This is a genomic window from Hyalangium ruber (assembly GCF_034259325.1).
Lineage (GTDB): Bacteria > Myxococcota > Myxococcia > Myxococcales > Myxococcaceae > Hyalangium_A > Hyalangium_A rubrum.
Map to the genome: position 1 here is coordinate 322197 of NZ_JAXIVS010000012.1, position 26542 is coordinate 348738.

Here is a 26542-nt window from a genome sequence, read left to right on the forward strand (position 1 = left end):
TCGAGCCCCAGCGCAGGACGGCGTATAACCCAGGCCCCGATTCAAGGAGCCTCGCATGCCCATGCCGACCGCCTCCCTCGGGGCCGCCCGCCCGGGCCTTCTCGCCCTCAAGCGGGGGGCCGTGACTCTTGCCGCCGTGCTCCTGCTCGGCGCGGGGAGCACGCTCCAGGCCGCTCCCGCGGAGCCCCCTTCCGGAGCGAGGGGTTCTCCTTCGCCCGCTGGGGCGCTGCGCACTGAGGTGGCTTCGCTGCTCGAGCGGCCCGATGCGTTTCCTCCTTATGAGAGCCGGTGGAAGCCCCTCGGGCCGGCGGCTCTCGGCGTCCTTGAAGAGATGGCCTCCGATCCGAAGGCGCCTGTGTCTCAACGGGCCCAGGCCGTCTCCTCCATGGCCGCCGTGGACCATCCGCAGGCCACCGACCGGCTGCGCGCCCTCGTTCAGGACGCTCGGGCGCAGGCGCCTCTTCGTGCCAGCGCCGTGACCGCGCTCGGCCTGCGCGTCGGCACAGAGGCTGTCTCCACCTTGCTGCCGCTCCTCGAGGATCGTGACGCGCATGTCCGCATGGCCGCAGCCCGGGCGCTCGGACGCCTGGGAGGCGCTGAAGTCCAGCACGCGCTGGAAGAGCGCCTGCCCGTCGAGGAGGCGCCGCTGGTCCGCGAGGCCCTCCAGCAAGGACTAACCTTCGTCGAGCCCTGAAGGGGTAGCGGGCGCACGGCTCCTGCCCTGCCTTCGGACTCGCTTCGGGACAGGCCTTCCGTTAGATGGGGGCCATGCGCCCGACCGTGCTCCTCTTCGATATCGACGGGACCCTCGTCACCACTGGAGGCGCGGGTCGCCGCGCCATCTCTCGCGCCTTCGAGAAGCTCTACGGCCGCCTCGATGCCTGTGAGTCGTTCAGCCTGTCCGGGATGACTGATCGGGCCATCGTCCGCAAGGCCCTGAGCATCATCGGCGCGGAGGTCAGCGCCGAGGCCATCGACTCCATCATCGCCTGCTACCTCTCGCTGCTCGATTCCGAGGTTCAGCGCGCCGCTGACCGCGAATACTTCGTCCACGCCGGCATGCGCGAGGCCGTCAACGAGGCTCGCTCTCGGACCGGCGTCGCCGTGGGCCTTGGCACCGGCAACGTTCGCCAGGGCGCGCGCGTGAAGCTGGAGCGCGTGGGCATCTACGAGCAGTTCGCCTTCGGTGGTTTCGGCTGCGACCACGAGGATCGCGTCGAACTCATCCGCCACGGCGCCCGCTGTGGCGCGCAGTTGCTGGGCGCTCCCCTGGAGGAGTGCCGCGTGGTCGTCATCGGGGACACTCCCAAGGATGTCGCGGCGGCCAAGGGCATCGGCGCTCTCTGCATCGGCGTGGGGACAGGCAACTTCACTCCCCAGGCGCTCCTCGACTCCGGCGCCGACTTCGCCTTCCCGAACTTCACCGAGCGTGGGGCCCTGGAAGCCCTCCTGCACGATCGCTAGCAAGCCTCGCACGCCTGACCCGAGGCCCCCTCCGGGTGTGGTATCTCCCCCGCCCTCCCGAGGAGTTCCCACCGCATGTCGCTGTCCACGCTGGAAGCCTACGATCTCATCCGTTTCGCCGAGGCGTTCGAGGCCCGTCTCACCACCGCCAGTGACGTCATCGCGGAGCGCGAGGCCCTAGAGCCCGAAAAGGCGTGGATGGCCACGGCCCTGCAACTCGTCCGCGACGCCCTCGCCCCCGCGCCCGCCCTCCTCGAGCGCGCCAAGGACCTGCCCGAGCTCGAAGAGGCCCGCGAGGAGTTCTCGTTCCAGCAGCAGAACCTGTGGGTCGATGCCCTGGAGAAGCTGCACGCTGGCATCACCTTCTGTGCCAGCAGCCGCGCCCCCGTCATCGAGGCGCTCTTCCCCCACCTCAAGTTCCCCCAGCTCCGCCGCGCTCCCCAGGAGACCGTGGACGAGTTCGCCTCCGCGTATGAGCGGCGCCTCAAGTCCAGCTACGTCACCCGCATCTTCGCGCAGGATGACTTCGCCTTCGTCCGCCCCGTCGTGGATCAGGTCGCGAAGACCTACGCCGCCTGGCAGGCCAGCCTCGTCCCCGCGAGCCTCTCCGACTCCCAGGCCGCGCCGCTGCGCACGGAGCTGACCTCCGTCGGAAATCGGCTGGATGTCGCCGTGCGCCAGTCCCGGCTGCTCGCCGAGGCCGCGCTCGTCCCTGTCCCGGGCGCCTTCGACTCCACCGGGCTCGCAGCCAAGCCCAAGCGGCGCGCTGGCCGCGGGCTCCCGTTCGGGGCCGAAGAGACAATGTCCGAGAGTGCTCCCGAGCTCGCGGGTGAGGACATGGACCTCGATGTCGAGGAGCCTTCCGTCGAGCCCCCGGCTCCCGTCGCGCCACCTGAGCCCCCGCCCGCCGCCGAGGCCCCCGCGGAGCCCGAGCCCCCGGCCCCCGAGGCTCCCGCCGCCGCCACCCCCGTGGAGCCCAAGCCCGCTCGCCGTGGCCGCAAGAAGGCCGAGCCCAAGCCTCCCTCCGAGGAGACTCCCTGAGCGACTTGAAGGCTCCTGTTCGTTAGAGAGATGGCCATGCCCGAAGTCGCCCTCCCCATCGATCCGCTCCTGCCGGAGATCGTCTCCACGCTGCGCGGCGCGCGGTCGCTCGTGCTGGAGGCCCCCCCGGGCGCGGGAAAGACGACGCGCGTTCCCCGGGCGTTGCTGGAGGCGAAGCTCGGTCAGGGCAAGGAGATCATCGTCCTCCAGCCCCGGCGACTCCCCACCCGGCTCGCGGCACAGCGGGTGTCGGAGGAGCTGGGCGAACGGGTCGGCGAGACCGTTGGCTATCAGGTTCGCTTCGAGGACGTCCGAGGCCCCAAGACGCGGCTGTCCTTCGTCACCGAGGGCGTGCTGGGCCGGCGCCTGCTGTCCGACCCGGAGCTGCGCGATGTGGGGATCGTCGTCCTCGACGAGTTCCACGAGCGGCACCTCGCGGCGGATGTGTCGCTCGCGATGCTCCGCCGGCTCCAGGAGGGCCCTCGGCCGGACCTGAAGATCGTCGTCATGTCCGCCACCCTCGAGGCCGAGCCCATCCGCGCCTACCTGGGCAACTGTCCCGGCCTGCGCTCCGAGGGCCGCCGCTTCGACGTCAGCCTGGAGTACCTGCCCGCCGCGGATGACCGGTACCTCGATGCCCAGGTGGTTTCCGCCATCAAGCGCGTCTTCGCCGCTGGCATGGATGGGGACATCCTCGTCTTCCTCCCGGGCGCCGGGGAGATTCGCCGCGCCCGGGACGCCTGCGCCGAGTTCGCCGAGCGCCACGGCGTGGATGTCCTCCCGCTGCACGGCGACCTGCCTCCCGCTGAGCAGGACCGCGCCGTGCGCCGCAGTTCGCGCCGGAAGATCATCCTCTCCACCAATGTCGCGGAGACCTCCGTCACCATCGATGGCGTTGCCGTGGTCATCGATGCCGGACTGGCCCGCGTGGCCTCGCACTCGCCCTGGTCCGGCCTGCCCACGCTCAAGCTGTCCAAGGTCAGCCGAGCCTCCGCCACCCAGCGTGCCGGTCGCGCGGGCCGCACCCGCTCAGGCCACTGTCTGCGGCTCTACACCCAGCACGACTTCGAGGGCCGGCCCGAGCAGGACGCCCCGGAGATCCGCCGCGTGGACCTGGCGGAGACCGTGCTCTCCCTGCGTGCCTCGGGCGTGCGGGATCTGACCTCCTTTCCCTTCTTCGAGCCGCCTCCCGCTGCCTCCCTCGAGGCCGCCGAGACGCTGCTGCGTCGACTGGGCGCGGTGGATGCTCAGGGCCGCGTCACGGACATCGGCAACCGGCTGCTGCGCTTCCCCGTCCACCCTCGCCAGGCGCGCATCATCGTGGAAGGCGAGCGCCGCGGCGTGGGCGCCGACTCGGCCGCGCTCGCCGCGCTCATGGGCGAGCGGGACATCCGCCGCGAGGCCCGTGCCAACCTCGGAGGCTCGGGGCGCTCGTCCGCCGTCGTCAGCGGACCCTCGGATCTGCTGGAGCTCCTGGAGCGCTTCCGCGAGGCCGAGCGCGCGGACTTCGCCAACGGGCGCCTCCACTCGCTCTCCCTGGAGCCCGGCGCCGTGCAGTCCGTGGACCGGGTGCAGCGACAACTCCGGCGCGTCGTCCGAGACTCGGGCCGGCGTCCGGACCGTCCCGAGGCGGTGGAAGAGGCGCTGATGCTCAGCGTGCTCGCCGGCTATCCCGACCGCGTGGCGAAGCGGCGCCGACCTCGCGCCCCGGAGCTACTCCTCTTCGGGGGAGGTACCGCCGCCCTCTCCGAGCTGAGCGTCGTGCAGGACGCCGAGCTGATGGTCGCCGTGGACGCCGAAGAGCGCCCCGGTCGCGGCGCCATGGTGCGCCTGGCCAGCGCCGTGGAGCCCGAGTGGCTGCTGGACCTCTACCCGGACGCCCTGGAGGAGGTGGATGCCCTCCAGTGGAACGCCGACTCCCGGCGCGTCGAGCGCATCACCCGGCTGGCCTACGGCAACCTCGTGCTGGAAGAGACCCGCACCCCCGCGCCCCCTTCCGAAGAGGCCGCCCGGGTGCTGGTGGAGGCCGCGCTCGCCGCGGGCCCCGGCCGCTTCGCCGATCCCGAGGCTCTCACCCAGTGGCGCACCCGCGTGGCGCTGCTGGCGGGGGCCTTCCCCGAGGCCGGTTTTCCCACCGTGGATGACGCCTTCCTGCGCGACTCGCTCGCCTCGCTGTGCTCCGGAGCCCGCAGCTTCGCGGACCTGGAGGGCGTGTCCCTGCTGGACGCGCTCTACTCCCGCCTTACCTCCGAACAGGCGCGGCTGCTGTCCAACCACGCCCCCGAGCGCGTCACCCTGCCCGGCGGCCGAGGCGTGAAGGTGTACTACGAGCCGGGCAAGCCGCCCTGGGTGGAGTCCCGCCTGCAGGACTTCTTCGGCATGGCCCAGGGCCCCAGCGTCTGCGCGGGCCGCGTGCCGCTGGTGCTACACCTGCTCGCGCCCAACATGCGCGCCGTGCAGGTGACGACGGACCTCGCCGGCTTCTGGGAGCGCCACTACCCGGCCATCCGCAAGGAGTTGTGCCGCAAGTACCCCCGGCACAGCTGGCCCGAGGATCCGCGCCACGCCCAGCCACCCGCTCCGCGCCCGCCTCGGCGCTGAGCCTCAGAGCGTCTTGTGCATCTCCAGGTGCTCGAAGCCGGCTTCCATGAAGACGCTGCCCACCGCCTCGTAGCCGTGCTTCTTGTAGAACTCGAGCGCGAAGAGCTGCGCGTGCAGCATGATGCCGTTGACGCCCCGCCGCCGCGCCTCTTCCTCCAGCGCCTCCAGCAGCATGGAGCCCACCCGCGCCTTGCGCGAGGACTGCAGCACCGCCATGCGGCCAATCTGCGCCCAGCTTCCCTGCCGCTCCGGGGGCGGCTGGGGCAGCATCACCAGGCGGCCCGTGCCAATGGCGTGGCCGCCCTGGATGGCGAGCACGTGGTAGGCCTTCGCGTCCTCCGCGTCGCGCTCGATGCCCTCGGGAACATGCTGCTCCTCGATGAAGACCACCTCGCGGATGGCCAGCGCCTGGAACAGTTCCCCCTCGTTGGTGATCGGAACAATGGTGACGGGCTGTGGGGTCGCCGAGTCGGACATGACGGAGTCACCGTACACAAAAGCTCGCACGTCAAACAGACGGAAAAGCGGGACACCGTGATAAGGCCCCCCTCCACGAGATGACCCCTCCCCAGGTGGCCGGGCGAATACCCCTCGTCGGCTTCTACATGCTGTATTTCGGCTCGGTCGGCGTCACGCAGCCCTTCCTGCCTGCCTACCTGCGTTCCCTCGCGCTCTCGACCACCCAGGTGGGCCTGCTGCTGGCCCTCTCGCCCCTCATGTCCCTGGTCGCCCCGCCCCTCTGGGGGCACCTCGCCGATCGCACCGGGAAGATCAGCCACGTGCTCACGCTGCTCGTGGTGGGCGCGGCCCTTGGCTTCTCGCCCTTGTTGGGCGTCTCCACCTTCCCCGCCCTCGTGGCCACCCTCGCCGTCTACGCCTGCTTCGCCTCCTCCATCACGCCTATGGTGGACAGCCTGGCGCTCAACCGCGTCGCCCAGGTAGGGGGCAACTATGCCCACCTGCGCCTGTTCGGCTCGGTCGGCTTCATCCTCTGCACCGTCTCCTTCGGGCTGGTCGCCAAGAGCGTGGGCCAGCTCGCCGTACTCGCACCCCTGGTGTTGCTATCCACGCTGGCGGTCTGGAGCCTCACCCTTCGCTCGCGGACCCCGCTGGGCGGCACGCCCCACCCGCTCGCGGGCCTGCGGTTGCTGCGCGACAACAAGGATCTGCGCTGGCTCCTGGCGGCCACCAGCCTCCACTGGATGGCCTGCACCCCCTACAACGGGATGCTGGCCATCCATGTCCTGGCGCTCGGCCTGCCTCCCTCCGTGGTCGGCCTCTCGGCCGGAGCGGGCGTGGCCGCGGAGGTAGCGGCGCTGCTGCTCTACCCGCGCCTGGCCCACCGCATCGCCCCCCGACACCTGTTGGGTCTGGCCTTCTTCGTGAGCGCGCTGCGTTGGGTCGGCATGGCCTTCGCTACCTCCCCGGTCCTCCTGGTGGCGCTCGCGCTGCTGCACAGCATGACCTTCGGCGTCTTCTACGTCGGCAGCGTGGCCTTCATGGCGCGCCGGGTGCCCCAGCACCTGCGGGCCTCCGGACAGGGCATCTTCGCGGCGGTGACATTCGGCGTCGGAGGCCTGGTGGGCTTCGCGGCCTCCGGGGCCGGGTATGCCCTGCTCGGAGGCGGGCATGGACTCTTTGGCGTGGCGGCCCTGCTGGAGGTGGTGGCCGCCGTGCTCGTCCTCCAGGCCTCCCCCTCACCCAAGCCCCTGCCCAAACCCGACGAGCCCATCCAGGCCGCTCCCCCGTGATAAACTGGGGCCGATGCGTCCCGTATTGCTCGCCCTGACCCTCGGACTGTTGTCCCTCCCGGCCTCCGCCCAGCTGTTCAACCCGGGCGCTCCCCCCCTCTTCAAGGAGGAGGAGCTGGACCGGCGCTTCGCCAAGTCGAAGCTGAACCAGGCCCTGGTGAAGGGGCCCTCGGAACCCAGCTGCGCCATCGTCATCGGCGGCCTGCTGACCCTGCTGGGGGAGACCGCGCCCTACATCCACAAGCGCGACGAGAACTTCTACCTGGACCCCATGCTCGCCCAGGCGCTGAACACGCAGATGTCCAACGCGCGCTTCCCGGGCGGCTCCTACTTCGTGGCGATGATGCGGCGGGTGCTCATCGACCGGAAGCTCTCCCAGGACTGGCTCGACACGGCGGTGGTGCTGTCCCAGCACTACCCGCATATGGACCTGAGCAAGCTGCGCTTCCTGTCCGAGGGCGTGAAGCCCGTCGACAACTTCATGCTCAACCTGCCCCTGCTGCGCGAGCGCTACGAGGTAGAGGTGGTGCGCGCCAACACCACCGCCGCCAGCACCGCCGAGGCCGTCTTCCGCGACACCTATATCGACCGGGAAGTGGTCTTCGGAGGGCTCGAGTTCATCGACGCCGGGCTCGAGAAGAAGAAGAAGCCCAAGAAGAAGAAGCGCGGAGAGCCCGTGGATGACGAGCCGCCCGCCCTGCTCGCCCACCTCGTCTGGTACCCGGCCGACCCGAATGCCGGAGGCGTCCAGTTCTTCGGCGGTCCGGTGGAGAAGCCCAAGGGCGTGCGCGTCACCGCGCGACTCGCCGACAAGCAGTACATCAACCTCGATCAGGTCCCCAAGGGCACCCGGATGCTCGTGCGGGGCCGGCTCTGGGAGTACAAGAAGGGCATCACGGACGTGGAGCTCCGCGACGCGATCCTCTTCATGGACCGAGACTGGTCCCAGGGCGCGCCCCTGGTGGACCCAAACGCCACCGCGGCCTGCCCGGCGGCGTACAATGAGCTGTCCGGCACCGCGCCCACGCAGCCCGGCGGCTTCGGCCAGCGCCGCTAGCAGGCCTGTCTCGATTCTGGACGCACCGTCCACCGGATGAACGGTGGGCGGTGGGCTCTCCGAGGAGAGCACCCCTGGCACGGCCCGTGCTCTGCCCCTGGCTGCACCACAGCGACGAGGGGTTGATGAAGGTCCAGGCGAACGATCCGAGAGAGCCGGTAAAGCCCACGCAGACGCCCGGGCAGTTCCAGCGGGTACTCCAGCAGGCCGGAGGGCCCCAGGCCTCCCACCGGGCACCCGCTCCACCGCGACCCGCCCTTCCCCCAAGCACGGGCAAGCCCACGCCCCGCTTGCCCCTTCCCTCCGAGCGTCCCACTGCGCCTGCGCCGAGCACCGCTCGCGCGCCCGGGGGCCCTGCCATCGCGGGAGGGCCCGTGGTCCTCGCCACGACCCGAAGTGCCCTGGCCACACCGGAGAACCTCGGACAGGCGCGACAGGTGATGCACGGAGAGGCACAGCGCCTGCGAACCTCCCGCACCGAGGCGCAAACCCTGACCCAGGAGCGCACGGAGCACCGGGTCTCCGAGCTGATCTCCCGGGAGCTGGTGCGAGGGTTCCAGGTCGAGCCCGCGCCCGTGGCGGCCTCTCGCGCCGCGCCCACTCACGAAGAGGCTTCCCGTGCGCCCTCGGAAGGGCTCGCTCCCACGGGCGAGGCGCGCCACACGGCCAGCACCTCGGGCCCGAGGCTCGTGGAGGAGCCTGACGCGCAGCTCAAGACCCAGGCGGCCCTGGAGCTCATCGAGAAGATCGAGGTCTTCGTGCGCTCTCAGCGGCCAGCGCTGCGAATGAGCCTCGGAGCCCCCCTGACCGCCATGGTGGAGGTGGAGCGCACGGGTCCTCGCGAGGTGGCGCTGCGCATCCAGGGACGCGACGGCCCGCTCGCCCACGAGGACCTGGCGCGCATCCGGGACGCACTGGGCGCCCGAGGGCTGCGGCTCCGCTCGCTGCGCGCGGAGTGAGGCGAAACACAGAGGGCTCTCACGCCCGGAGGCAGAGAGCCCTCGTCACCACCGCACCGCGAGACAACCGCTCAGCGCTTGCCGCCGGGCTTGGTGTCCAGCAGGTGGCGCTTGTTGTCCTTGTCCTTGAACTCCTCGGCCTCGGGCAACCCGTCGCGCTTCTCCGCGATGTTCGGCCACTTGGTGGCGAAGTCCGCGTTCAGCGCCTTGAACTCCGCCCACTTCGCGGGGAGGTCAGTCTCCGGGAAGATGGCCTTGGTGGGGCACACCGGCTCGCAGGCTCCGCAGTCGATGCACTCATCCGGGTGGATGACGAGGAAGTTGGCTCCCTCGTAGAAGCAGTTGACCGGGCACACCTCGACACAGTCGGTGTACTTGCACTTGATGCAAGGCTCGGCGACGACGTAGGCCATCGAAAGATTCTCCTCAGCTCAAAAAAATCAGCGGGCGCGCACAGTAGACAATTTGTAATGGGGACCGCACCTGAATTCAGGTCGGCTGCCCCTCAGCCCAGCAGGCCCTGGGCCCGCATCAGCTCGGCCACCAGGATGGCGCCCTTGGCCGCCCCCATCTTGGTGTTGTGGGAGACGAGCAGGTACTTGAAGCCGTTCTCCAGCACCGCGTCCTCGCGCACCCGGCCCACCGTGGTGGCCATGCCGCCGTGGGTGTCCCGGTCCAGCCGGGGCTGGGGGCGGAACGGATCGTCGAGCACCTCGATCCAGCGCGGCGGAGCGGACGGCAGGTTGCGCGACACCTCGGCGCCCTTCCACTCGCGCATGGCGGCCGTGACTTCGGCCACCGTGGCCTTCTTGCCCAGGGACACGAAGACGGACTCGGTGTGGCCCTCGAGCACCGCCACGCGGGTGCAGGTGCAGGACACCTTCACGTCATGGCCGGCGATGGAGGCGCCGTCCGCCTGCAGCGTGCCGAGGATCTTCTTGGTCTCCACCTCCACCTTCCCCTCCTCCTTGGGGATGAAGGGGATGACGTTGTCGAGGATGTCCAGGCCGATGACGCCCGGCGAGCGGCCCGCGCCCGACATGGCCTGCATGCTCGTCATCAGCACCGCCTTGATGCCGAAGCGCTCGGCCAGCGGCGCCAGGGTGACGGCCAGGCCCGTGGTGGTGCAGTTGGGGATGGGGACGATGAAGCCCTTGAAGCCTCGGCGGCGCTGCTGCTCGCGGATGAGCGGCGCGTGGTGGGCGTTGACGGGAGGAATCAGCAGCGGCACGTCCGCCTCGTAGCGGAAGGCGCTCGCGGCCGAAAAGACGGGGATGTCCTTGGCGAGGCGGGGCTCGAGCTCGCGCGCCACGTCCGCCTCCACCGCGGAGAAGGCGATGTCGTAGTCCTTGCCCTGCACCGCGTCACCGCTCACCACGGTCATGCGGGCCAGCTCGGGCGAGAGCGGCTCGGGGACGAACCACGCCGTCATGCCGTTGGCGGTGCGCAGGGCCTCCGCGTACGGCTTGCCCGCCGAGCGCGGCGAGGCCGCCAGCCCGGTGAGTTCGATGAAGGGGTGGTTCTGGAGGGCGGCGATGAACTGCTGACCGGCAAGGCCGGTGGCGCCAATGAGGACGGCCCGGAGCTTCGACATGGTGCGTTATCTCCCGTGTTTCCGGCGCTGCTTACCACCCTTCGGCGCCGGCTTCACGCGAGCTGTTGAAGGTAGGTGTAGGACACAGGTGTCGCTCCGTGGGGAAACCCTCGTTCATCCAGCCCTGGATGCCCCCCTGGAGGCAGACGGCGTTGCGCCCTCGCAGCACGAGCAGGCGACAGAGCCGCAGCACCTCTTCCCCGTCCTGCTCACAGCCGCAGAGGACGATCAGCTCATCGTCCGGGAGGATGAACAGATCCCGAGCGACCTCGTCCGGGCTCATCCGCAGGGCTCCTGGGATGTGGAACTCGACCTCCTCCCAGTGCTCCGGGCAGCGACAATCCAGGACCAGGACATCTTCGTCCCCGAGCCGAAGGTACAACTCGGCGCAGGGGATACGGAGCTCCATGAGGACCTCCACCGCGGGGTTCCATCAGGGGCAACCCGGCGCGCTCCTGGCCTGTTCCGCGTGCCCGGTTGCCTGCCCAGCCCCGTGCGGGCCTCCCGGGCCCCTACAGCCCGAGTTGCTTGGCGATGATCTCGTTCATCACCTCGCTGGTGCCGCCGCCGATGGGGCCCAGGCGGGCGTCGCGCCAATGACGCTGGATGTCATACTCCATCATGTAGCCGGCGCCCCCGTGGAGCTGGAGGCAGGCGTCGGCGACGCGGCAGGCCGTCTCGGTGGCCACCTTCTTGGCCATGGAGGTCTGCGCCACGGCGTACTGCCCGCCCACGTGCAGGCGCAGCGCGTGGTAGGTGAGCTGCCGCGCGCATTCGAGCTCGGTGAAGAGGTCCGCGAGCTTGTGGCGCACCACCTGGAAGCCGCTCAGGGTCTGGCCGAAGGCGCGCCGCTGCTTCACGTGGACGAGCACCTTCTCCAGCATGTCCTCCATGGCCCCGAGCGCGCCGAGCGCCAGGGACAGGCGCTCCCACTGGAAGTTGCCCATGATCTGGTAGAAGCCCTGCCCCTCCTGGCCGAGCAGGTTCTCGGCGGGGATGCGGCAGTCCTCGAAGAACAGCTCCGCGGTGTCCGAGGCGCGCCACCCGAGCTTCTGCAGCTTGCGCCCCACGCTGAAGCCCGGCGTGCCCTTCTCGAGGATCAGCATGGACAGGCCCTTGTGACCGGCCGTCGGATCCGTCTTCACCGCCAGCACCACGAAGTCGGCGCGCACGCCGTTGGTGATGTACGTCTTGGAGCCGTTGACGATGTAGTGCTCCCCGTCGCGCACGGCGGTGGTGCGCAGACCCGCCACGTCCGAGCCGGCGTCGGGCTCCGTAATCCCCAGGGCGCCGATCTTCTCGCCTCGGATGGCGGGGGCGAGGAAGCGCCGCTTCTGCGCGTCCGTGCCGAACAACTGGAGCGGGCCGGTGGAGATGGTGAACTGAGCGGCCAGGCCTGCGGAGACGCCTCCGGAGCCGCAGCGGCCCAGCTCCTCCAGGAGCACCGCCTCGTACAGCTCTCCGGCGGCCGAGCCCCCGTACTCCTCCGGGTACTTCAGGCCGAGGAAGCCCAGCTCGCCGAAGCGGCGGAACAGCTCTCGGGGGAACTCCTCCCGGGCCTCCCACTCCTGAGCGAAGGGGAGGAGCTCCTTGTCCACCACCGCACGCACCGTGCGACGGAAGGCCTCGTGCTCCTCCTGGTACAGCCCGTAGCCGTGCAGCATCCGCGACTCCTCCCGGTGGGCAGAGGTGCCCGGAGACGATGCTAACGGAGGAGTTGCGCACCCGGTGCTGTTGCTTCCTTGACCGGGCCGTGGCGGTCTTCGTATAAGACCGCTCCCTGGCTGCGGCGCCATAGCCAAGTGGTAAGGCAAGGGTCTGCAAAACCCTCATTCCCCGGTTCGAATCCGGGTGGCGCCTCAAAGAAAAAGGCCCGATGCGACACGGAGTCGCATCGGGCCTTCGCTTTTCTGCCCGCCGTGAGAGCGCGTACCCCTTTGGTGGTACAGCCTCGCTCTGCCCTCTCGACCTACCGTGCTGTCGTCAACACGGACCGAGGGGTTGCGAATGGCACGAACGAAGGCGCCTGCGTTCACGCTCAAGGTGGGGCCTCATGCGGCACCCTCCCTCGTCGTCGCCCAGTTCTCGGGCTCGGAGTCGCTGTCGCGGCTATACGACTTCCAGGTCGAGTTCTTCGAGAAGGATGGGCAGTTGCTGGAGTTGTCGGAGCTGCCCGGCACCGAGGCCCTGCTCACCATCCAGATCGGTGAGGCCCCCGTGCGCTATGTGCATGGGCGGGTCCGACGCGCGGAGTCACTGGGGCAGTTGGGGGGCCGGTGGCTCTATCGGGTGCAGGTGGCGCCAAAGCTGGAGCGGCTCCGCCAGATGCGCAAGAGCCGCATCTTCCAGGAGAAGGCGGTGCCCGACATCGTCAAGGCCGTATTGGGAGAGGCCGGGGTGGAGCATCGCCTCGCGCTGAGTGGCTCCTACGCGACACGTGAGTACTGCGTGCAGTACCGCGAATCGGACTTCGACTTCATCTCGCGGCTGTTGGAGTCCGAGGGCATCTTCTACTTCTTCGAGCACGCCGAAGGCAGCCACACCCTGGTGCTGGGAGATGGGCCCAACGCGCACGCGGATCTCCCGGGCGGAGCGAAGCTTCCGCTGCGCGAGGATGACGCGCGGGTCTACGACGTGGAGTTCGTCTCGAGAATGGAGCGGGTCCACAGACTGCGTCCAGGCGCGGTGATGCTGCGCGACTTCGACTTCGTGAAGCCGGCACTGGACCTCTCGACAACGAGCACCAGCGCGGAGGGGCTCTCGGAGCTGGAGTTGTACGACTACCCAGGTGAGTACGTAGCGCCTGGCGTGGGCAAGTCCGTGTCGAAGGTGCGCATGGAGGAGAAGGCCCAGGGGGCGCAGACGTACACCGGAAGGAGCCTGTGTCCGCGCCTGGCACCCGGCTATCTCATCGAAGTGGAGAAACCGGGAGATGGGACGTTCTGCGGGCAGTACCTGGTGGAGGAGGTCGAGCATTCAGGCCAGCAGCCCGACACCTTGGGGAACGCGGAGACGCTAGGAGCGCTCTACCGCAACACCTTCCGGAGCCTGCCCAAGGACGTGCCCTTCCGCCCACTGCGCGTGACGCCCCGGCCGCACGTTCCCGGAGTGCAGACAGCGACGGTGGTGGGGCCTGGGGGGGAAGAGATCCATACGGACGAGCACGGCCGCATCAAAGTGCAGTTCCACTGGGATCGAGAGGGCAAGCAGGACGACAAGTCCTCGTGCTGGGTGCGCGTCGGCCAGTCCTGGGGCGGACTGGCATGGGGAGCGCTGTACCTGCCACGCATCGGCCAGGAGGTGCTGATCCGCTTCCTGGAAGGCAACGCAGACCGTCCGCTGGTCGCGGGCTCCGTGTACAACGGCGAGAACCCGACGCCGTATGGCCTGCCGGCCGACAGGACGAAGAGCACGCTCAAGAGCGCCTCCAGCCTGGGCAGCGCGGGCTTCAACGAGTTCCGGATCGAAGACAAGAAGGCAGAGGAAGAGATCTTCGTCCACGCGCAGAAAGACGAGGACCTCGTCACTGAGAACGACAAGGACCAGGAGGTGGTTGGCTACGAGGATCTCCTGGTCAAGAAGGACCGGAAGCTCACGGTGGAGGGCAACCAGCAGCTCGCGGTGACGCTCGATGACGCCAGCCTCGTGGAGGGCAACCAATCCCTCAAGGTGCAGGGTAACCGCACCACCACCACTCGAGGCAGCCATTCGGAAGAAGTGGAGGGCAACCAGTCCATCACGGTGTCGAAGAACGTCACCACCACGATCACCCTGGCGGCCGCGGAGACAGTAGGCGCCGCCAAGGCACTCACGATCGGCGCGGGCTACGCCGTCACCGTAGCCCTGGCCTCCACCGAGTCGGTGGGCGGCCTCAAAGCCTCGGAGATCGGAGCCGCCCGTCTCGAGTACGTCGTGGGCAGCCGACAGGAGCTGATCACCAAAGACAGCACGGTCAAGGTTGGCAGCGACTTCCAAACGGAGGTCAAAGGCCAGATGAACTCGACCGTGGGCAAGGACCGCGAGGAGAAGGTCAATGCCAGTTCCGAGTTGGGGGTCAAGGAGCCCGCTGCCTTTCTGGCCAAGAAATTCGACCTCAAGGCAGACAAGTTCCTGCTCATCGTCAACGGGAACCTCATCCTGAGCATCGAGAAGAACAACGTCAAACTGTGTGCGAACAAGCTCACCGTCGACGGCTCTGACGTCAAAGTCAAGGGTGGCAAGGTCAAGATGCTGGGTGCAGGCTCTCTCACCAGCAAGTCCGTCAAGTTGAAAAACATCCAGGCAATCCCTGCGATGAACTTCAAGCCAATGGATTTCGAGGGAAAGGCAGGTGACGCCAAGGCGATGGCGGACGCTGCACAGGAACTCCACGGCTCAGCCAGCGCCCTGAAGAACATCTAGGTCGACGGCCGTGAGAAGGCCAAGGTCGACGAAGTCCCCTATCACAGGCTGGATACCATGACTGCAACCGCTGCACTCCAAGCCAATCAGGCTGAGTTCGAGTTCCAGGTCGGCCCCCATTCCGCGGGCGAACTGACCGTGGTGGGATTCGAAGCCGATGAAACCCTTTCTCAGCCCTACTCCGTCGAGGTCACCCTGGCGGCGCCTCCGGATGTCGTGGTGGATGAGAAGGCATTGATTGGCCAGAACGCCCTGCTCACCGTGCAACTGGGTGACGGAACGGCGCGCTTCTTCCAGGGCATCGTGTCACGTCTCGTGCGCTGGGATGCGGGCAAGGGCCCACAGCGGCAGCGCTACCGCGCCACCGTAGTGCCTCGCCTGTGGACGCTCCGCCACATCCGCCGCAGCCGCATCTTCCAGGAGATGAGCGTCCCGGACATCGTCCAGAAGGTACTCAAAGAGGCCCAGGTGGCGCACAAGCTGTCGCTGCAGGGTTCCTACCGCAAGCGCGACTACTGCGTGCAGTACCGCGAGTCGGACCTCGACTTCGTGTCCCGGCTGCTCGAGGAGGAAGGCATTTTCTACTCGTTCGAGCACACCGAGGACGCACACACCCTGGTGCTCAATGACGCTTCGACCACCAGCCCCGCCATGGCAGGCGAGGCTCGCCTCATCTACCGTGAGCACCGGAAGATGGTCGCCGCAAGCGAGTCCGTACACGAGTTCGCCGTGCGGAGAGAGGTCCAGCCTGGCGCTGTTGTCCTGAGGGACTTCAACTTCGTCCGCCCTCGCATGGACCTCACCGCCAACTCCACCGCCGATGAGGGCGAGCACGCTCTCGAGATCTACGACTACCCTGCCCGCTACGAGGACGCCGGCACCGGCAAGGCGCTTGCCAAGGTTCGTCTGGAGGAGCTGCGCGCTCGCGTGGAGATGATGACGGGCGGCAGCAATTGCCGGCGCCTGCTCCCAGGCCACACCTTCGACCTGGATGAACACCCGGTGGCCGAGCTGAACAATGGCTACCTCCTGCTCTCCGTGAGGCACGTGGGCCGCCAGCCCGAGGGCCTCACTGTCGAACAGACGATGCCCGACACCAAGGAGAGTTATCGCAACGAGTTCCACTGCATTCCCGCGAAGGTGCCCTACCGCCCCCCGCGTACTACGCCTCGCCCGACCATCGTGGGTGCCCAGACAGCCATCGTCGTCGGGCCCTCCGGAGAGGAGATCCACACGGACGAGCACGGTCGCATCAAGGTCCAGTTCCATTGGGACCGTGAAGGCAAGAACAACGACCGGAGTTCATGCTGGATCCGCGTCAGCCAAGCGTGGGCTGGTCAGGGCTGGGGAGCGCTGTACCTGCCTCGCATCGGGCATGAGGTGGTGGTGGAATTCCTCGAAGGGGATCCTGACTTCCCCATCGTTACGGGCAGCGTCTACAACGGCCAGAACCCGACACCGATCGCGCTACCCGACCACAAGACGCAGAGCACCCTGCGCTCCAACTCCAGCCTGGGAGGCAGCGGATTCAACGAACTGCGCATCGAGGACGCGGCGGGCAAGGAGGAGGTCTACCTGCACGCCCAGAAGGACTTCAACATCGTCGTTGAGAACGACAAGACGCAGATGGTGGGCGGTCATGAGACGCTGCTGGTCAAGAAGGACCGAAGCCGCACCATCGAAGGCAACCAGTCGCTAGAGGTCAAGAAGAACGATGACTCGGTCATCAGCGGCAACCAGACATTGGAAGTGATCAAGGACCGATCGACCACGGTGATGGGGAACCACACCGAGGCCGTGGTGGGAGACCAGTCCATCTCCGTGAGCAGTAACCAGAATGTGATGGTGGCACTGGCCTCTGCTGAGACGGTGGGACTCGGGAAGATGCTGACAATTGGAGGCGCCTACGCTTTGACCGTGGGCGCTGCACATAACGAGCTCGTGGGCGGCATCAAAGCCGAGCAGGTGGGCGGCTCCAAGACGGAGACAGTAGGCGCCAAGAAGTCCGAGACAGTCAAAGGTTCGCGCTCACTCCAAGTGGGAGGCGATCTGTCCGAGCAAGTCGACAAGAACCGCACCCTCAAGGTGGAGAAGGACCTGCTCATCAGCGTGGGTGGCAAGCACAATCACGCCGTCAAGGATGGCTACACATTGTCCGCCAAGGAGATTGCCCTGGTAGCCGAAGAGCAATTTACGCTCAAGGTGGGCTCTGCGACCTTCCAGGCCAAGAAGAACGGCGACGTGGTCATCAAGGGCGCCAAGATCGAAATCACCGCCAGCGGCGACGTCGTCATCAAGGGTTCGAAGATCTCGGAGAACTGACAGGAACTGCAAGCCCCCATGCTTATCCAGCTTCTACTGCATTGAGGTCGCGCTTGGGACATCCGTCTATCATCAATCAGACACCTTTTGCATTTGAACCACTAGCGCTCGCGGATGAGAACATGCGCCCACTGCTGGTGCTACTGGTAAAAGCTACCTATACCATCTGCCCTGACGGCTTGAAGCTTGCCAAAGATCAGGCTCCCATCCATATCGCGGGAATACCATGGGGCAAGCCCGAAGAGTCTAGCTACCGCTACGAGCCTGAGTGTGCTTTCATCAAGCTCGCCACCGATATTGTGCTCGTTGGGCATGGCTGGGCGCCCAGCCAGGGTACTCGCGAGATTTTCGTCTCTCTGAGTGTGGGGCCAGCACAAAAATCCGTGCGAGTGGTGGGGGACCGCACTTGGTACAAGCGAATGGGCTTTATGTCCATAACCAAGCCACAGCCTTTCGAGCGTATGCCCCTCATCTACGAGCGGGCCTTCGGCGGGTGGGATCGCTCCCAGAACGAGTTTGGGCAGAACACCTTCGAGCCATTCAACCCTGTTGGAGTGGGCTTCCGCTCAAGCGCTCGCCATTTCGAGGAGGGACTGCATCTTCCCAATCTGGAGGACCCGCACCATCTTCTGGAACACTTTGGCCAAAGAGTCCCCCCAGCGGGCTTTGGATTTCTCTCTCCACACTGGCACCCACGTGCAGCGTTCGCAGGCACCTATGACGAAACGTGGGACAGGACCCGTAAGCCCCTATTGCCTACGGATTTTGACCGACGCTTCTTCAATGCCGCCTCTCCCGGGCTCGTCGCTCCTGGGTATCTCCAAGGCAACGAGCCAGTCGTCATTACAAATGCCTCGCCCAGAGGTACCCTCGCCTTCTCACTTCCAGGCCAAGCCGCACCGGTCATTACCGTTGAGCGGCTGGGTGTCACGGATGTAAAACCCGAGATGCGCTTGGACACCGTCATCCTTGACACAGATGCTGAGCACGTCCTGTTGCTGTGGCGCGGGCATCTGCTGCTTTTCGAGAGCGTCCACGAGGTCCAGGCCTTGCATATCACCTCAGCAGGTGTCTCATGATCTGCGGGCAAGAAGCCACCTCGCAGAAAGCCATCCTGCCCAAAGACCTAGGCCCGTCCAAGGTACAGCCATGAACTCTCTCGGAAATCCCACTACCCACCTCCTACCTGCCCCCTCGGAGCAACCCGAGCGTATTTGGGGAAGCCGCGCAGGCTGGCTGACTGGAACCGACGGCACTGGTGGGTTGCTTGTCGACTTCCCGGGGAACTCGACCGGTCCCATCACGGCACGCCTAGCGACCGCGATCGACGCCCAAGCCCTCAAAACCGCAATAACTAATCACCAGAAGGTCATACTCCTATTCGAGAGCGGTGACCCACGTCTGCCGTTCATCATGGCCTTCATCCAGGAGTCGAGCCCATCACCCTTGGTCGATGCGCTGCTCGAAGAGCCCCCCAAAGCCCCCCCCGCCCTGCGAGTCGAAACCAGGGTCGATGGGCGGCAGGTAGTCATTGAGGGCAAGGACGAAATCGTCCTCCAGTGTGGAGAGGCTAGCATCACCCTACGGCGTAACGGAAAGATCGTCATTCGAGGTACCCAGATCGAATCCTGCGCCAGAGGCAGGATTCGCATCAAAGGTGGCTCCGTAGAGATCAACTAAGAACGCCTAACAAAAGTAAGGATTGGTGCCTCCTCCCGAGGAGAACTGCTCCTCAAACCGGACTTTTTTAGGCACTCTAAATCCGAATCCTGTATGCATACACAAGAGCGAAACTACCCTCCCTTAGAGGGTGTTGAGGTGGAGCAGTCAGGCAGGCGCCGTGCCCCTTCATCCTGCGCCCGACTACTTGCTGGGCGAGCACTACATAATGTAGCCGCTCGCTTCCGCTCAACACCCTCTTAGTACTACAGCAGCACTTCGGCCCGCTCCCTCGTCGTTTGCTCCAGGCATGCCCGAGATGATGTGGCTCCTCGCCCAGCGAGCAGACCCAACATGTTGGGGCGGGAGATCATCTGCTGCTGTAGTATTAGTGATACAATTCAAGCGCCTTTCCTTCTCTATTTCTTGTACCTTCTTTAGGAGGTGGCACTATGGCTGTCAACACTGGCGTCAACAAGATGTCCGTTATCACCAAAGACAGCAATGGTATTACCGCAGCCTTCCCAGATGTATGCAAGACACCTAGTCCTGGAGGACCCATCCCTATTCCTTATCCCAATGTGGCGAAGTCCTCGGACACGGCCAAGGGCACCAAGAAGGTGTCGGTGGGCGGCAACCCGGTATGCGTCAAAGACTCCAACTTCAGCACCAGCACTGGCGACGAGGCTGGCGCCGCTGGTGGCGGAGTAGCCTCGAGTAAAACGAAGGGCAAAGCAGAGTTCGTCAACTTCTCCTTTGACGTCAAGTTCGAGGGCAAAAATGTGGCGCGCGCTTTCGATCCCATGCTGCATAACGACAAGAACACGCCCCCCTTCCCTGTCATCCAGGGCCCCATCATGTCCATGGGAGGCAATGTTGGTAGTTCCCCGTGTCCATGCTGCGGCGAATAGGAGCCATAGAGTCCAAGCCATGGCATTCGATTCATTCCCTCCCAATGCGCTCGCCGTTACAGGCCTCGGGATGGTCTCTTCGCTTGGCTGGGACGCCGTCTCCAGCTGTGCGGCTGCACGGGCGGGGGTTCTCAGACTCTCTCCTATAGACGGGTACTTCGGGCGAGATCCGGACACAGGGGATGCCGAGCCAATACTCGGGCACACCGTGGCAAACTGCACCGAGGGTTTTACCGGGCTTGGTCGGATCACCCGCTTAGGGGTGGCCGCATTGGAGGACCTCCTTCAGGGACCCGAGGAGTTCTCATGGAAAAAGACCGGGCTCATCCTTAACCTCTCCAGTGGCCTACACCTCCAGGCAGCCTCCTCGGCCACCCGCCGGGAGAGTGAAGTGACCGACCCTGACACCAACTTGGATGCGCTGCTTAGGCAGCAGGAGCAACGCCTCCTCACCCGCATCACGGCCATGGCGGACATGCCAATACCCTCCAGTCACTGGAAGATCTTCCGAGGTGACCAAGCTGGCTTCCTCCATGTGTTGGAAACCGCCGCCTACCAATTGAAGCAACAGATAGTCTCCCGTTGCATCATTGGGGGACTTGACAGCTATGTGGACCCGCCAGTTGCAATTGCTCTCGATGAACTGCGAATCTTGAAGACTCCCTCGCGACCACAAGGTGTCCTGCCGGGTGAGTGCGCTTCCTTCCTGCAGGTCGAGTCATTGGAGTCCGCCAGACAGCGCGGGGCGCGAATCGTGTGTGTGCTAGGAGTCCAAGCCCTCCACCGGGAAAAATTCGGCCGGTTCTCAGGCTTACCCTCACAAGGCCAAGCACTCGCTGACGCCCTCCTCCAGGTATGGGAAGCCCTCACGCCCAGGCAGCGACCGGGTCGGCTCATCGGGAACCTGACAGGTGACGAGCGTCGGGCCTATGACTGGGGTTTCGCATTGAGTCGGCTACAAGGGAAGGGGTTTCCTACAGACATCCCTGCGTGGCATACTGGGCTTTCCTTCGGTGAAATCGGAGCTGCCACAGCCCCGACGGCAATCACCCTGGCGGCACGCGCGTTCGAGCGCGGCTATGCCGACACTCAGAGCATTCTCATGGGGCTGTCCAGCGATAGCAGTGACAGGGGAGCCTTGCACATGCTGGCCCCCCCTCGTAAATGATGGAATCTGTGGTCGCTACTTGGAGGTCTAGCTATATGTCTTCGAAGCGTCACATCTTCGCGGAGTTGCCCGAAAACAAAGGGATCTGGGTATATAAGCAGGACGATTCCCAAACCGACTACCGAAAGAACGGGCACAAGGCAACGCTCGGCGAACCGGGCCGCTGCACCCGCTACAGGACCCCCAAGCGCATCCTGAGCACCCTCAAGCAAAAGGGCCGGAATGTACACACCTGCCTTGAGCCAATCACTAAGCACAGCCCACAGCACATCGAGCGCTATTATTTCGACTATGTCGCCCTATATATCCGTGGCAAGTTGCTTGGACAGGCCATCCCAAATTTTCTCAAGGGAGGATCTCCCTACGCGAACGAAGCCCACCACCTCATCCCGCAGGCCAAGTACCTAGCATTGTTCGCCCCCCGCGAGGCAGCCATGCTAAAGCGGGTCGACTACAACGTACATAACGGCAGAAACATCATCTTCTTGCCAAAGCACAAGGGCGATTGTGGTTTTCACAACCTGCCTTACCACTCTGGTCCACACGAGCAGTATAGTACTCGAGTCGAGAGCAGTGCCCACGAGTTGAGCCAGAAACTGCGGGAACTGGCAGACGAGGCCTGCGCTGAAGAGGAACTGCTTAATATCAAGAAACTCCTGATGGCGCTCCAAGAAGAGTTCTGGACACTGCTGTCGAACGCAGGCCCTATCGCCATCAAGTAGCCTGGAGACTCCGTGATTTACCATCCCTGGACAGACGACGAGAGTGACGATTCTTACGCGTGGGTCAACAAGATCCCCAAAGAGATCGAGCCCAAGGATTACACCCTCAACAAAGGAATCTCGGTTCGTGAGTGGTTTCCCTCTGAGGTCATTTTCGACTTCGCACCACACAAAGGGATCATGCCTGCAGACTCCATTCCCAACGTCTTAGGCTTGCACATCGTCTCGGAGAAACTCAGGCAACTCCTTGAGTCTGAGACTAGTGCCCACTTCGAGTTCCTGCCAGTGCAGCTTCGCAACCACAAGAAGAAGATCCTCTCAGAAGCTTATTACCTAGCCAATCTGCTCGACGTAGTAACCTGTGTGGATCGGACTCACTCGGACTTCACGGCCGACGAGTTGAGCAAGGGTAAGATCCGTCTCTTCCGAAAGCTCGTGTTGGACACAGAAAAAATCAAGCCAGATGCAAAGATCTTCCGACTCGGGGAGCGACCACGACTGGTCATCGTCAGAGAGGATCTGGCCCGTACCATCACCGAAGCCGGTTGTAGAGGCATGCAGTGGATGGCGATGAAAGACTTTGGCGCTGAGTATAGGCCCAGAGACAACTACGACCTCTGACCCCCCAGCATCCCAGACCATGCCTCTCAGTATGCGCACTATCATTCTCAACCTAGGCCATGAACTCTCGACACTGCGAGAGTCCATTCTGGAGCCAGAGCAAGCGGCAGTTCGGGCACGGCTGCTGCACCAGATTTCGCTCAATGAGCGAATGCTGGCAATTGCCGTGCTGCTGGCGGAGGCGGATACAGCCAATTTCTTCAGGCACTTGGCAATGTCGGGAGAGGCGCACAGGCAGTTGCTCCTAGAAGCGAGAGAGGCAGGAAAGGCCGTGCGCTTCGCGACAAGTGGCAATTTCCTTCCATTCTGCGATGCAGTGGTATCTGGACAGGAGTTTCTGGCGCGAGAGATCGCGAACTTGTCACCGGGGCAGTGGGTGCCCGGCGAGGAGTACGAGGAGGATTTTGTCTACGGGCGATTCCTTCACTTCCTGCTCCTAGAGGGCTTCCAAACCTCGCCACGTCAGAAAGCGCTCCTCGACCGGATGGCAATGTTGGACGAAGAGCCAAATGCACGACAGCAACTCTGCAGAGCGCTCTTTGAAAAGGGCCCCAAGGCGTTCGAAACTGCGCTAATCGATGCACTACGTGAGCACGAGCGGCACTGCGAAGAGCTTGAAGCTAGGCAGTTTGCAAGCTCCGCCCGCAGCCAAACCGAGAAATACATCTTCATCGAAGGGCTGGCGCTACTGCGCATGGCCGAAGGCGCGGGAATCAGCACAGCAACGGAGTATAGGCTGATGCCTTCCCTAGCTCGCCGGAAGAGTTGAGGCCTCCACAATGCGACCAATACGCTGGGACATCTACGAGGAGCATCTGGAGGAAGCAGCCTTCCGCTGGAGCCAGCGAGAACGCGCGCTTGATTCTCCTGATGATGCGCTAGAGGAAGTCGCTGAGTTGGAAGCGCATATGTCCTCGCATCTGGACGCCTTGATACTGGGTGGCGAGCACGTGGCTCGGCAACTGCTGGAGCCAGGCATGAATGCGGACGATGCTGAGCGCGTCGTGGCTTCGACCCTCGCACTTCTCAGTGGGGAGAAGCCTCACGGACCGACAGCTGTACTCGCCATGCTTCGGCAAGCCAAGCCTCCTGTGCTCGCCCTCCTTCTACGCGCCCTAGAGTTAGCCGATCCCTTGATTATTGCCGCAGACCTTTCGTCTCTTTTGAAACAGGGCGATTCTGTCCCTGGGCTCCTCGCATTGGTCATTGAGACGCTGGGGACGCATGGCTTCGCCACGGCTGCGCTGTGCAAGCCCTTCCTCACGCATCCAGAGCCTCAGGTCGCCGCAGCTGCCCTGCACGCAACTAGTCGCATGCGCCTGCCACTGGACCCAAACGTGCTCCAGCGTGCGCTAGACTCGACCGAGTGGGTACTACGCGACGCTGCTATCGTGGCAGGCTTGATGAGCGCACACCGAAGCGCCTGGACAGCATGCAAAGCTGAGCTTGAGGCGCCCCGCCTTAACTGTCGGCTGCCCCTGTTACTGGTGGCAATGGGCGGCACCGAACGAGACACGGAACGGCTCATCGCCTTGCTCTCCAATGAGGAGCTTCGTCCAAACGTGCTGTGGGCCCTCGGCTTCACCGGCAGCATCATCGCCGCCGAGGCCTGCCTAACGGTCATGCGGAACAAGCCAGTCGCTGCTCTAGCGGCTGAGGCCTTTAGCGCTATCACAGGACTACGCATCGAGGGAAACTACGCAGCCGAGCGTCTGGATCTTGAAGAAGAGGAGCTCACACCCTTGGAGCAAGAGGACGCGCTGCCACGCCCCCGCGTCGACGCAGTAACCGAATGGTGGCAGCAGGTCCGTCCCCGAATGGACGCACGGAAGCGGTACCTTGCCGGGCAACCGCTCACCGCACAGGTGCTGCTTGATGCTCTTGCCCGTACTCCCATGCGGCGCCGTCATGCGCTGGCTCTGGCATTGGCCCTGCGTAGCCGAGGGACATTCCAACTGCCAACGCGTGCGCTCGTGAAGCGCCAGATAGCCATATGGCAACAGGCGCGCGCAATCACACCCTCAATCTTAAGCCAGTCTTTTGCTGAGGGACTTCATGGTTGAGCCGCTTCCGCATCGGTACTACCCGCAGGTGCAAGGCGGCGTGGTATCCGCTGCACGAACCCCGTCTGGCATGAGCCAGGAGAGGCGCGCAGAGTGGGGCGATGGACGCGAGGCCCTCACAGCCAGCGCTATCGGGACGAGCCGTTCGCCGCAGTCTCCTGTTGCGGCGACGGGACGAGAGGCGGGGGGACAGTGAGAGGGCCGAGTTCCGCAGCGAGTTGCTGGCTGTCGAGGCGAGCCCGGGTGCTGGCCCAGTAGCGGGGGGCCAGTTCCAGGTAGCGCTCCCTCGGCCAGTGGGCGAGCACGCGGAACAGGTCGCGCAAGTAGGCTTCAGGGTCGAGTCCGTGCAGGCGAGCCGAGGCGACGAGGGAGAGGATGTTGCCGGCACTCTGGGCGTGGTCATCGCTGCCGACGAAGAGCCAGGCCTTCCTGCCCACGGCGATGGTCCGCAGCGCGCGCTCCGAGCGGTTGTTGTCGAGCACGAGCCGTCCGTCGTCGAGCACCCGCATCAGGGCTTCTTTCTGGCGCACCGCGTAGCCGAGCGCCGAGCGCAACAGGCCCCGTTCGTCGCGCACCTGGGAGTACTCCTCTTCTGCCCAGCGGAAGAAGGCCTCCAGGTGCGGGCGCAGGTGCGCGTTGCGCAGGCGGTGGATTGTCTGCGGGGTATCCGCTTTCCAGGCCTCCTCAAGCGCGAAGAGGCGGCCGATGCGCGCCAGGCCTTCGCGCGCTACCTCGCTCTTGGCGCAGGTGGCCTCCCAGAATTTTCTGCGGCAGTGAGACCAGCAGCCGACCTTTTCTGGGCTGTCGTGGCCTTCGGGCGGTGTGTCGGGCTTTTGGAACAGCACGTCGTAGACACTCTTGGCGTCGGCCTGAATGTAGCCCGAGTAGCCTCGGAACAGCTCCTCCACTGCGGCGCTGGTCTCCCGAGGCGTGTACTCGAAGAAGACATGGTCCTTGTCCGCCAGCAGCACGAAGTAGTGTAAGTCCTCGCCGAGCCCCGTCCCGATACGGAGCTGCCCCGTCCTTGGCCGCACGGCGGGAGAGGTGGTCAGCCCTGGGCCTTCGGCAGCGTGACGGTGCCCGGGTTCTCGATGGCAGCGAGCGCAGCGCGCCGCAGGTAGTGGCCGGGGTCCTCACCGCGCAGCCGCGCTGTCTCGATGAGGGAGTCGAAGAGCGCCGCCACCTCGGTGCCCCGCTTTGACTTGCTGCCGTAGTGGTTCTTCCTGCCAATCACCATGTCACGCAGCTGGCGCTCGACATGGTGATTGTCCAGCGGCACCTGCGGCTGGGTGAGGAAGAGCGTCAGCCCCGTCCACAGGTTCAGCATGTACTCAATCGCCTTGCGAAAGGCGCTGCCGGGCAGCGCTCGCTGTGCGTGCGCCCAGTGGCGGATGCGCTGGGTGAGCGGCACGGACTTCTGCTGACGTATGGCGAGCCGGTGCGCGAGCACAGCCTGGCACTCCTCGCCTTCCAGCGCGTACCAGCCCGGTAGGTCCGCCTCGAGAGCGTACAGCTCTCCGATGAGCTCCAGCACCTCTTCGCAGGCAGGGGCAAACTTCTGGGCTTCGAAGAATTTTCTCCTCACATGCGCCCAGCAGAAGACCAGCGTGGCGGGAGATGGCCCGTCCGCGCCGGACTTCGTTGCCGTCTGGTACGCCGCATACCCATCCACCAGGACGACGCCCTCGTAGTCGCCCAGTACGGTGCGCGCCGTCGCCCCGGAGCGGCTGGGGTAGATGCGATGAAAGACCGTGTCGGGCGAGGCCACCGTCCACGCGTACCACTTGGTGCCCGGGCCCTTGTCCAGCAGGTACCAGTGCGTCTCGTCCGCGTGGATGAGCGGCGAGGTGAAGACCTCGGCCAGCAGCGCCTCGTAGGACTTCTGCAGGTGCCGGGCGAGCGCCTCGAGCTGGTCCCAGAGCGTCTGCGCTTCCACTACCAGGCCCTCGCGCCCGTACAGCCTTTCCTGGCGAGCCAGCGGCAGGTGGAAGCCGTACTTCATGAGGGCCACGTGGACGGCGAAGTCCACCGAGTAACGGCCGCCCGGAATCAGGCGCGGTGGGGCCGGTGCCGTCACCGGCGCGCAGCCCTGGCCGCAGCGGTACTTCTGCCGCTTCACCCGCCGCAGCAGGAAGCTTCGCTCGACGACGGTGATTTCCTCGCAGTCCTCCGTCTGGCCCTCCCACGCGTGCAGGCCGCTGCCGCACA

24 protein-coding genes and 1 tRNA gene are annotated in these 26542 nt (G+C 65.4%); 18 read left to right on the plus strand and 7 right to left on the minus strand.

Going from position 1 to position 26542, the window contains the following annotated elements; all coding sequences use genetic code 11:
• Window positions 1-61 precede the first annotated feature (61 nt).
• The 4 genes from SYV04_RS31240 (at window position 62) to hrpB (ending at window position 5106) form a co-directional block, all read left to right on the plus strand.
• Window positions 62-694 carry a HEAT repeat domain-containing protein gene (locus tag SYV04_RS31240; protein ID WP_321549615.1) on the plus strand — a complete coding sequence of 211 codons (633 nt, stop codon included), beginning with the start codon at window positions 62-64 and terminating at the stop codon, window positions 692-694.
• Window positions 695-759: 65 nt separating this feature from the next.
• The gene (locus SYV04_RS31245; RefSeq protein WP_321549616.1) at window positions 760-1464 is read left to right on the plus strand and encodes an HAD family hydrolase; all 705 of its coding nucleotides are present in this window, start codon (window positions 760-762) and stop codon (window positions 1462-1464) included.
• Between the two features lie 75 nt (window positions 1465-1539).
• The gene (locus SYV04_RS31250; RefSeq protein ID WP_321549617.1) at window positions 1540-2505 is read left to right on the plus strand and encodes a hypothetical protein; all 966 of its coding nucleotides are present in this window, start codon (window positions 1540-1542) and stop codon (window positions 2503-2505) included.
• Window positions 2506-2541: 36 nt separating this feature from the next.
• Window positions 2542-5106 carry an ATP-dependent helicase HrpB gene (gene hrpB, locus SYV04_RS31255; RefSeq protein ID WP_321549618.1) on the plus strand — a complete coding sequence of 855 codons (2565 nt, stop codon included), beginning with the start codon at window positions 2542-2544 and terminating at the stop codon, window positions 5104-5106.
• 3 nt (window positions 5107-5109) lie between these two features.
• Here hrpB and SYV04_RS31260 read toward each other — a convergent pair whose 3' ends face one another.
• Entirely contained in the window at window positions 5110-5583 is a 474-nt protein-coding gene (locus tag SYV04_RS31260; RefSeq protein WP_321549619.1) for a GNAT family N-acetyltransferase, read from the minus strand.
• A gap of 80 nt (window positions 5584-5663) precedes the next feature.
• Between SYV04_RS31260 and SYV04_RS31265 the strand changes: the two genes are divergently transcribed.
• From SYV04_RS31265 to SYV04_RS31275, 3 genes are all read left to right on the plus strand, one after another.
• Entirely contained in the window at window positions 5664-6857 is a 1194-nt protein-coding gene (locus tag SYV04_RS31265) for an MFS transporter (protein ID WP_321549620.1), read from the plus strand.
• Between the two features lie 13 nt (window positions 6858-6870).
• Window positions 6871-7914, plus strand: coding sequence for a hypothetical protein (locus SYV04_RS31270; RefSeq protein ID WP_321549621.1), 1044 nt, complete (start codon window positions 6871-6873; stop codon window positions 7912-7914).
• Between the two features lie 125 nt (window positions 7915-8039).
• On the plus strand, window positions 8040-8873 hold the full coding sequence (locus SYV04_RS31275; RefSeq protein WP_321549622.1) for a hypothetical protein: 834 nt from the start codon (window positions 8040-8042) through the stop codon (window positions 8871-8873).
• A gap of 71 nt (window positions 8874-8944) precedes the next feature.
• On the opposite strand, the gene fdxA is transcribed toward SYV04_RS31275, so the two are convergent.
• The 4 genes from fdxA to SYV04_RS31295 form a co-directional block, all read right to left on the minus strand.
• Entirely contained in the window at window positions 8945-9286 is a 342-nt protein-coding gene (gene fdxA, locus SYV04_RS31280) for a ferredoxin FdxA (protein WP_321549623.1), read from the minus strand.
• A gap of 92 nt (window positions 9287-9378) precedes the next feature.
• Entirely contained in the window at window positions 9379-10467 is a 1089-nt protein-coding gene (gene asd / locus SYV04_RS31285) for an aspartate-semialdehyde dehydrogenase (protein WP_321549624.1), read from the minus strand.
• 31 nt (window positions 10468-10498) lie between these two features.
• Window positions 10499-10876, minus strand: a complete 378-nt coding sequence (locus SYV04_RS31290) for a rhodanese-like domain-containing protein (protein WP_321549625.1) — start codon at window positions 10874-10876, stop codon at window positions 10499-10501.
• A gap of 103 nt (window positions 10877-10979) precedes the next feature.
• Complete coding sequence (locus SYV04_RS31295; protein WP_321549626.1) at window positions 10980-12131, minus strand: acyl-CoA dehydrogenase family protein; 1152 nt, start codon at window positions 12129-12131, stop codon at window positions 10980-10982.
• Window positions 12132-12255: 124 nt separating this feature from the next.
• On the opposite strand from SYV04_RS31295, the gene SYV04_RS31300 reads away from it, so the two are divergent.
• The 11 genes from SYV04_RS31300 to SYV04_RS31350 all read left to right on the plus strand — a co-directional run bounded on the left by SYV04_RS31300 (window position 12256) and on the right by SYV04_RS31350 (window position 24334).
• Window positions 12256-12327, plus strand: a tRNA-Cys gene (locus SYV04_RS31300).
• A 147-nt stretch (window positions 12328-12474) separates the two neighbouring features.
• A complete protein-coding gene (locus SYV04_RS31305; protein WP_321549627.1) occupies window positions 12475-14868 on the plus strand; it encodes a type VI secretion system Vgr family protein in 2394 nt (797 codons plus the stop codon).
• Between the two features lie 57 nt (window positions 14869-14925).
• Window positions 14926-17190: a type VI secretion system Vgr family protein gene (locus tag SYV04_RS31310; RefSeq protein ID WP_321549628.1), complete on the plus strand. Its 2265-nt coding sequence runs from the start codon at window positions 14926-14928 to the stop codon at window positions 17188-17190.
• Window positions 17191-17312: 122 nt separating this feature from the next.
• Complete coding sequence (locus tag SYV04_RS31315) at window positions 17313-18269, plus strand: DUF2169 family type VI secretion system accessory protein (protein WP_321549629.1); 957 nt, start codon at window positions 17313-17315, stop codon at window positions 18267-18269.
• A 70-nt stretch (window positions 18270-18339) separates the two neighbouring features.
• Window positions 18340-18870 (plus strand): DUF6484 domain-containing protein, encoded by a 531-nt coding sequence (locus SYV04_RS31320; RefSeq protein ID WP_321549630.1) that lies wholly within the window; start codon window positions 18340-18342, stop codon window positions 18868-18870.
• 431 nt (window positions 18871-19301) lie between these two features.
• Entirely contained in the window at window positions 19302-19760 is a 459-nt protein-coding gene (locus SYV04_RS31325; RefSeq protein WP_321549631.1) for a DUF4150 domain-containing protein, read from the plus strand.
• Between the two features lie 19 nt (window positions 19761-19779).
• Window positions 19780-20928, plus strand: coding sequence for a hypothetical protein (locus tag SYV04_RS31330; RefSeq protein WP_321549632.1), 1149 nt, complete (start codon window positions 19780-19782; stop codon window positions 20926-20928).
• A 35-nt stretch (window positions 20929-20963) separates the two neighbouring features.
• Complete coding sequence (locus tag SYV04_RS31335) at window positions 20964-21650, plus strand: AHH domain-containing protein (protein WP_321549633.1); 687 nt, start codon at window positions 20964-20966, stop codon at window positions 21648-21650.
• 12 nt (window positions 21651-21662) lie between these two features.
• Window positions 21663-22271, plus strand: coding sequence for an imm11 family protein (locus SYV04_RS31340; RefSeq protein ID WP_321549634.1), 609 nt, complete (start codon window positions 21663-21665; stop codon window positions 22269-22271).
• A gap of 151 nt (window positions 22272-22422) precedes the next feature.
• The gene (locus tag SYV04_RS31345) at window positions 22423-23040 is read left to right on the plus strand and encodes an Imm49 family immunity protein (protein ID WP_321549635.1); all 618 of its coding nucleotides are present in this window, start codon (window positions 22423-22425) and stop codon (window positions 23038-23040) included.
• Between the two features lie 10 nt (window positions 23041-23050).
• Entirely contained in the window at window positions 23051-24334 is a 1284-nt protein-coding gene (locus tag SYV04_RS31350; protein WP_321549636.1) for a TIGR02270 family protein, read from the plus strand.
• A gap of 128 nt (window positions 24335-24462) precedes the next feature.
• Here the strand turns inward: SYV04_RS31350 and tnpC (SYV04_RS31355) are convergent, their stop codons facing one another.
• Both tnpC (SYV04_RS31355) and tnpC (SYV04_RS31360) read right to left on the minus strand, forming a co-directional pair.
• Window positions 24463-25368: an IS66 family transposase gene (gene tnpC / locus SYV04_RS31355; protein ID WP_321549637.1), complete on the minus strand. Its 906-nt coding sequence runs from the start codon at window positions 25366-25368 to the stop codon at window positions 24463-24465.
• Between the two features lie 14 nt (window positions 25369-25382).
• Window positions 25383-26542, minus strand: a 1160-nt coding sequence (tnpC, locus tag SYV04_RS31360; RefSeq protein WP_321549638.1) for an IS66 family transposase, incomplete at its 5' end; no start/stop codon positions are given.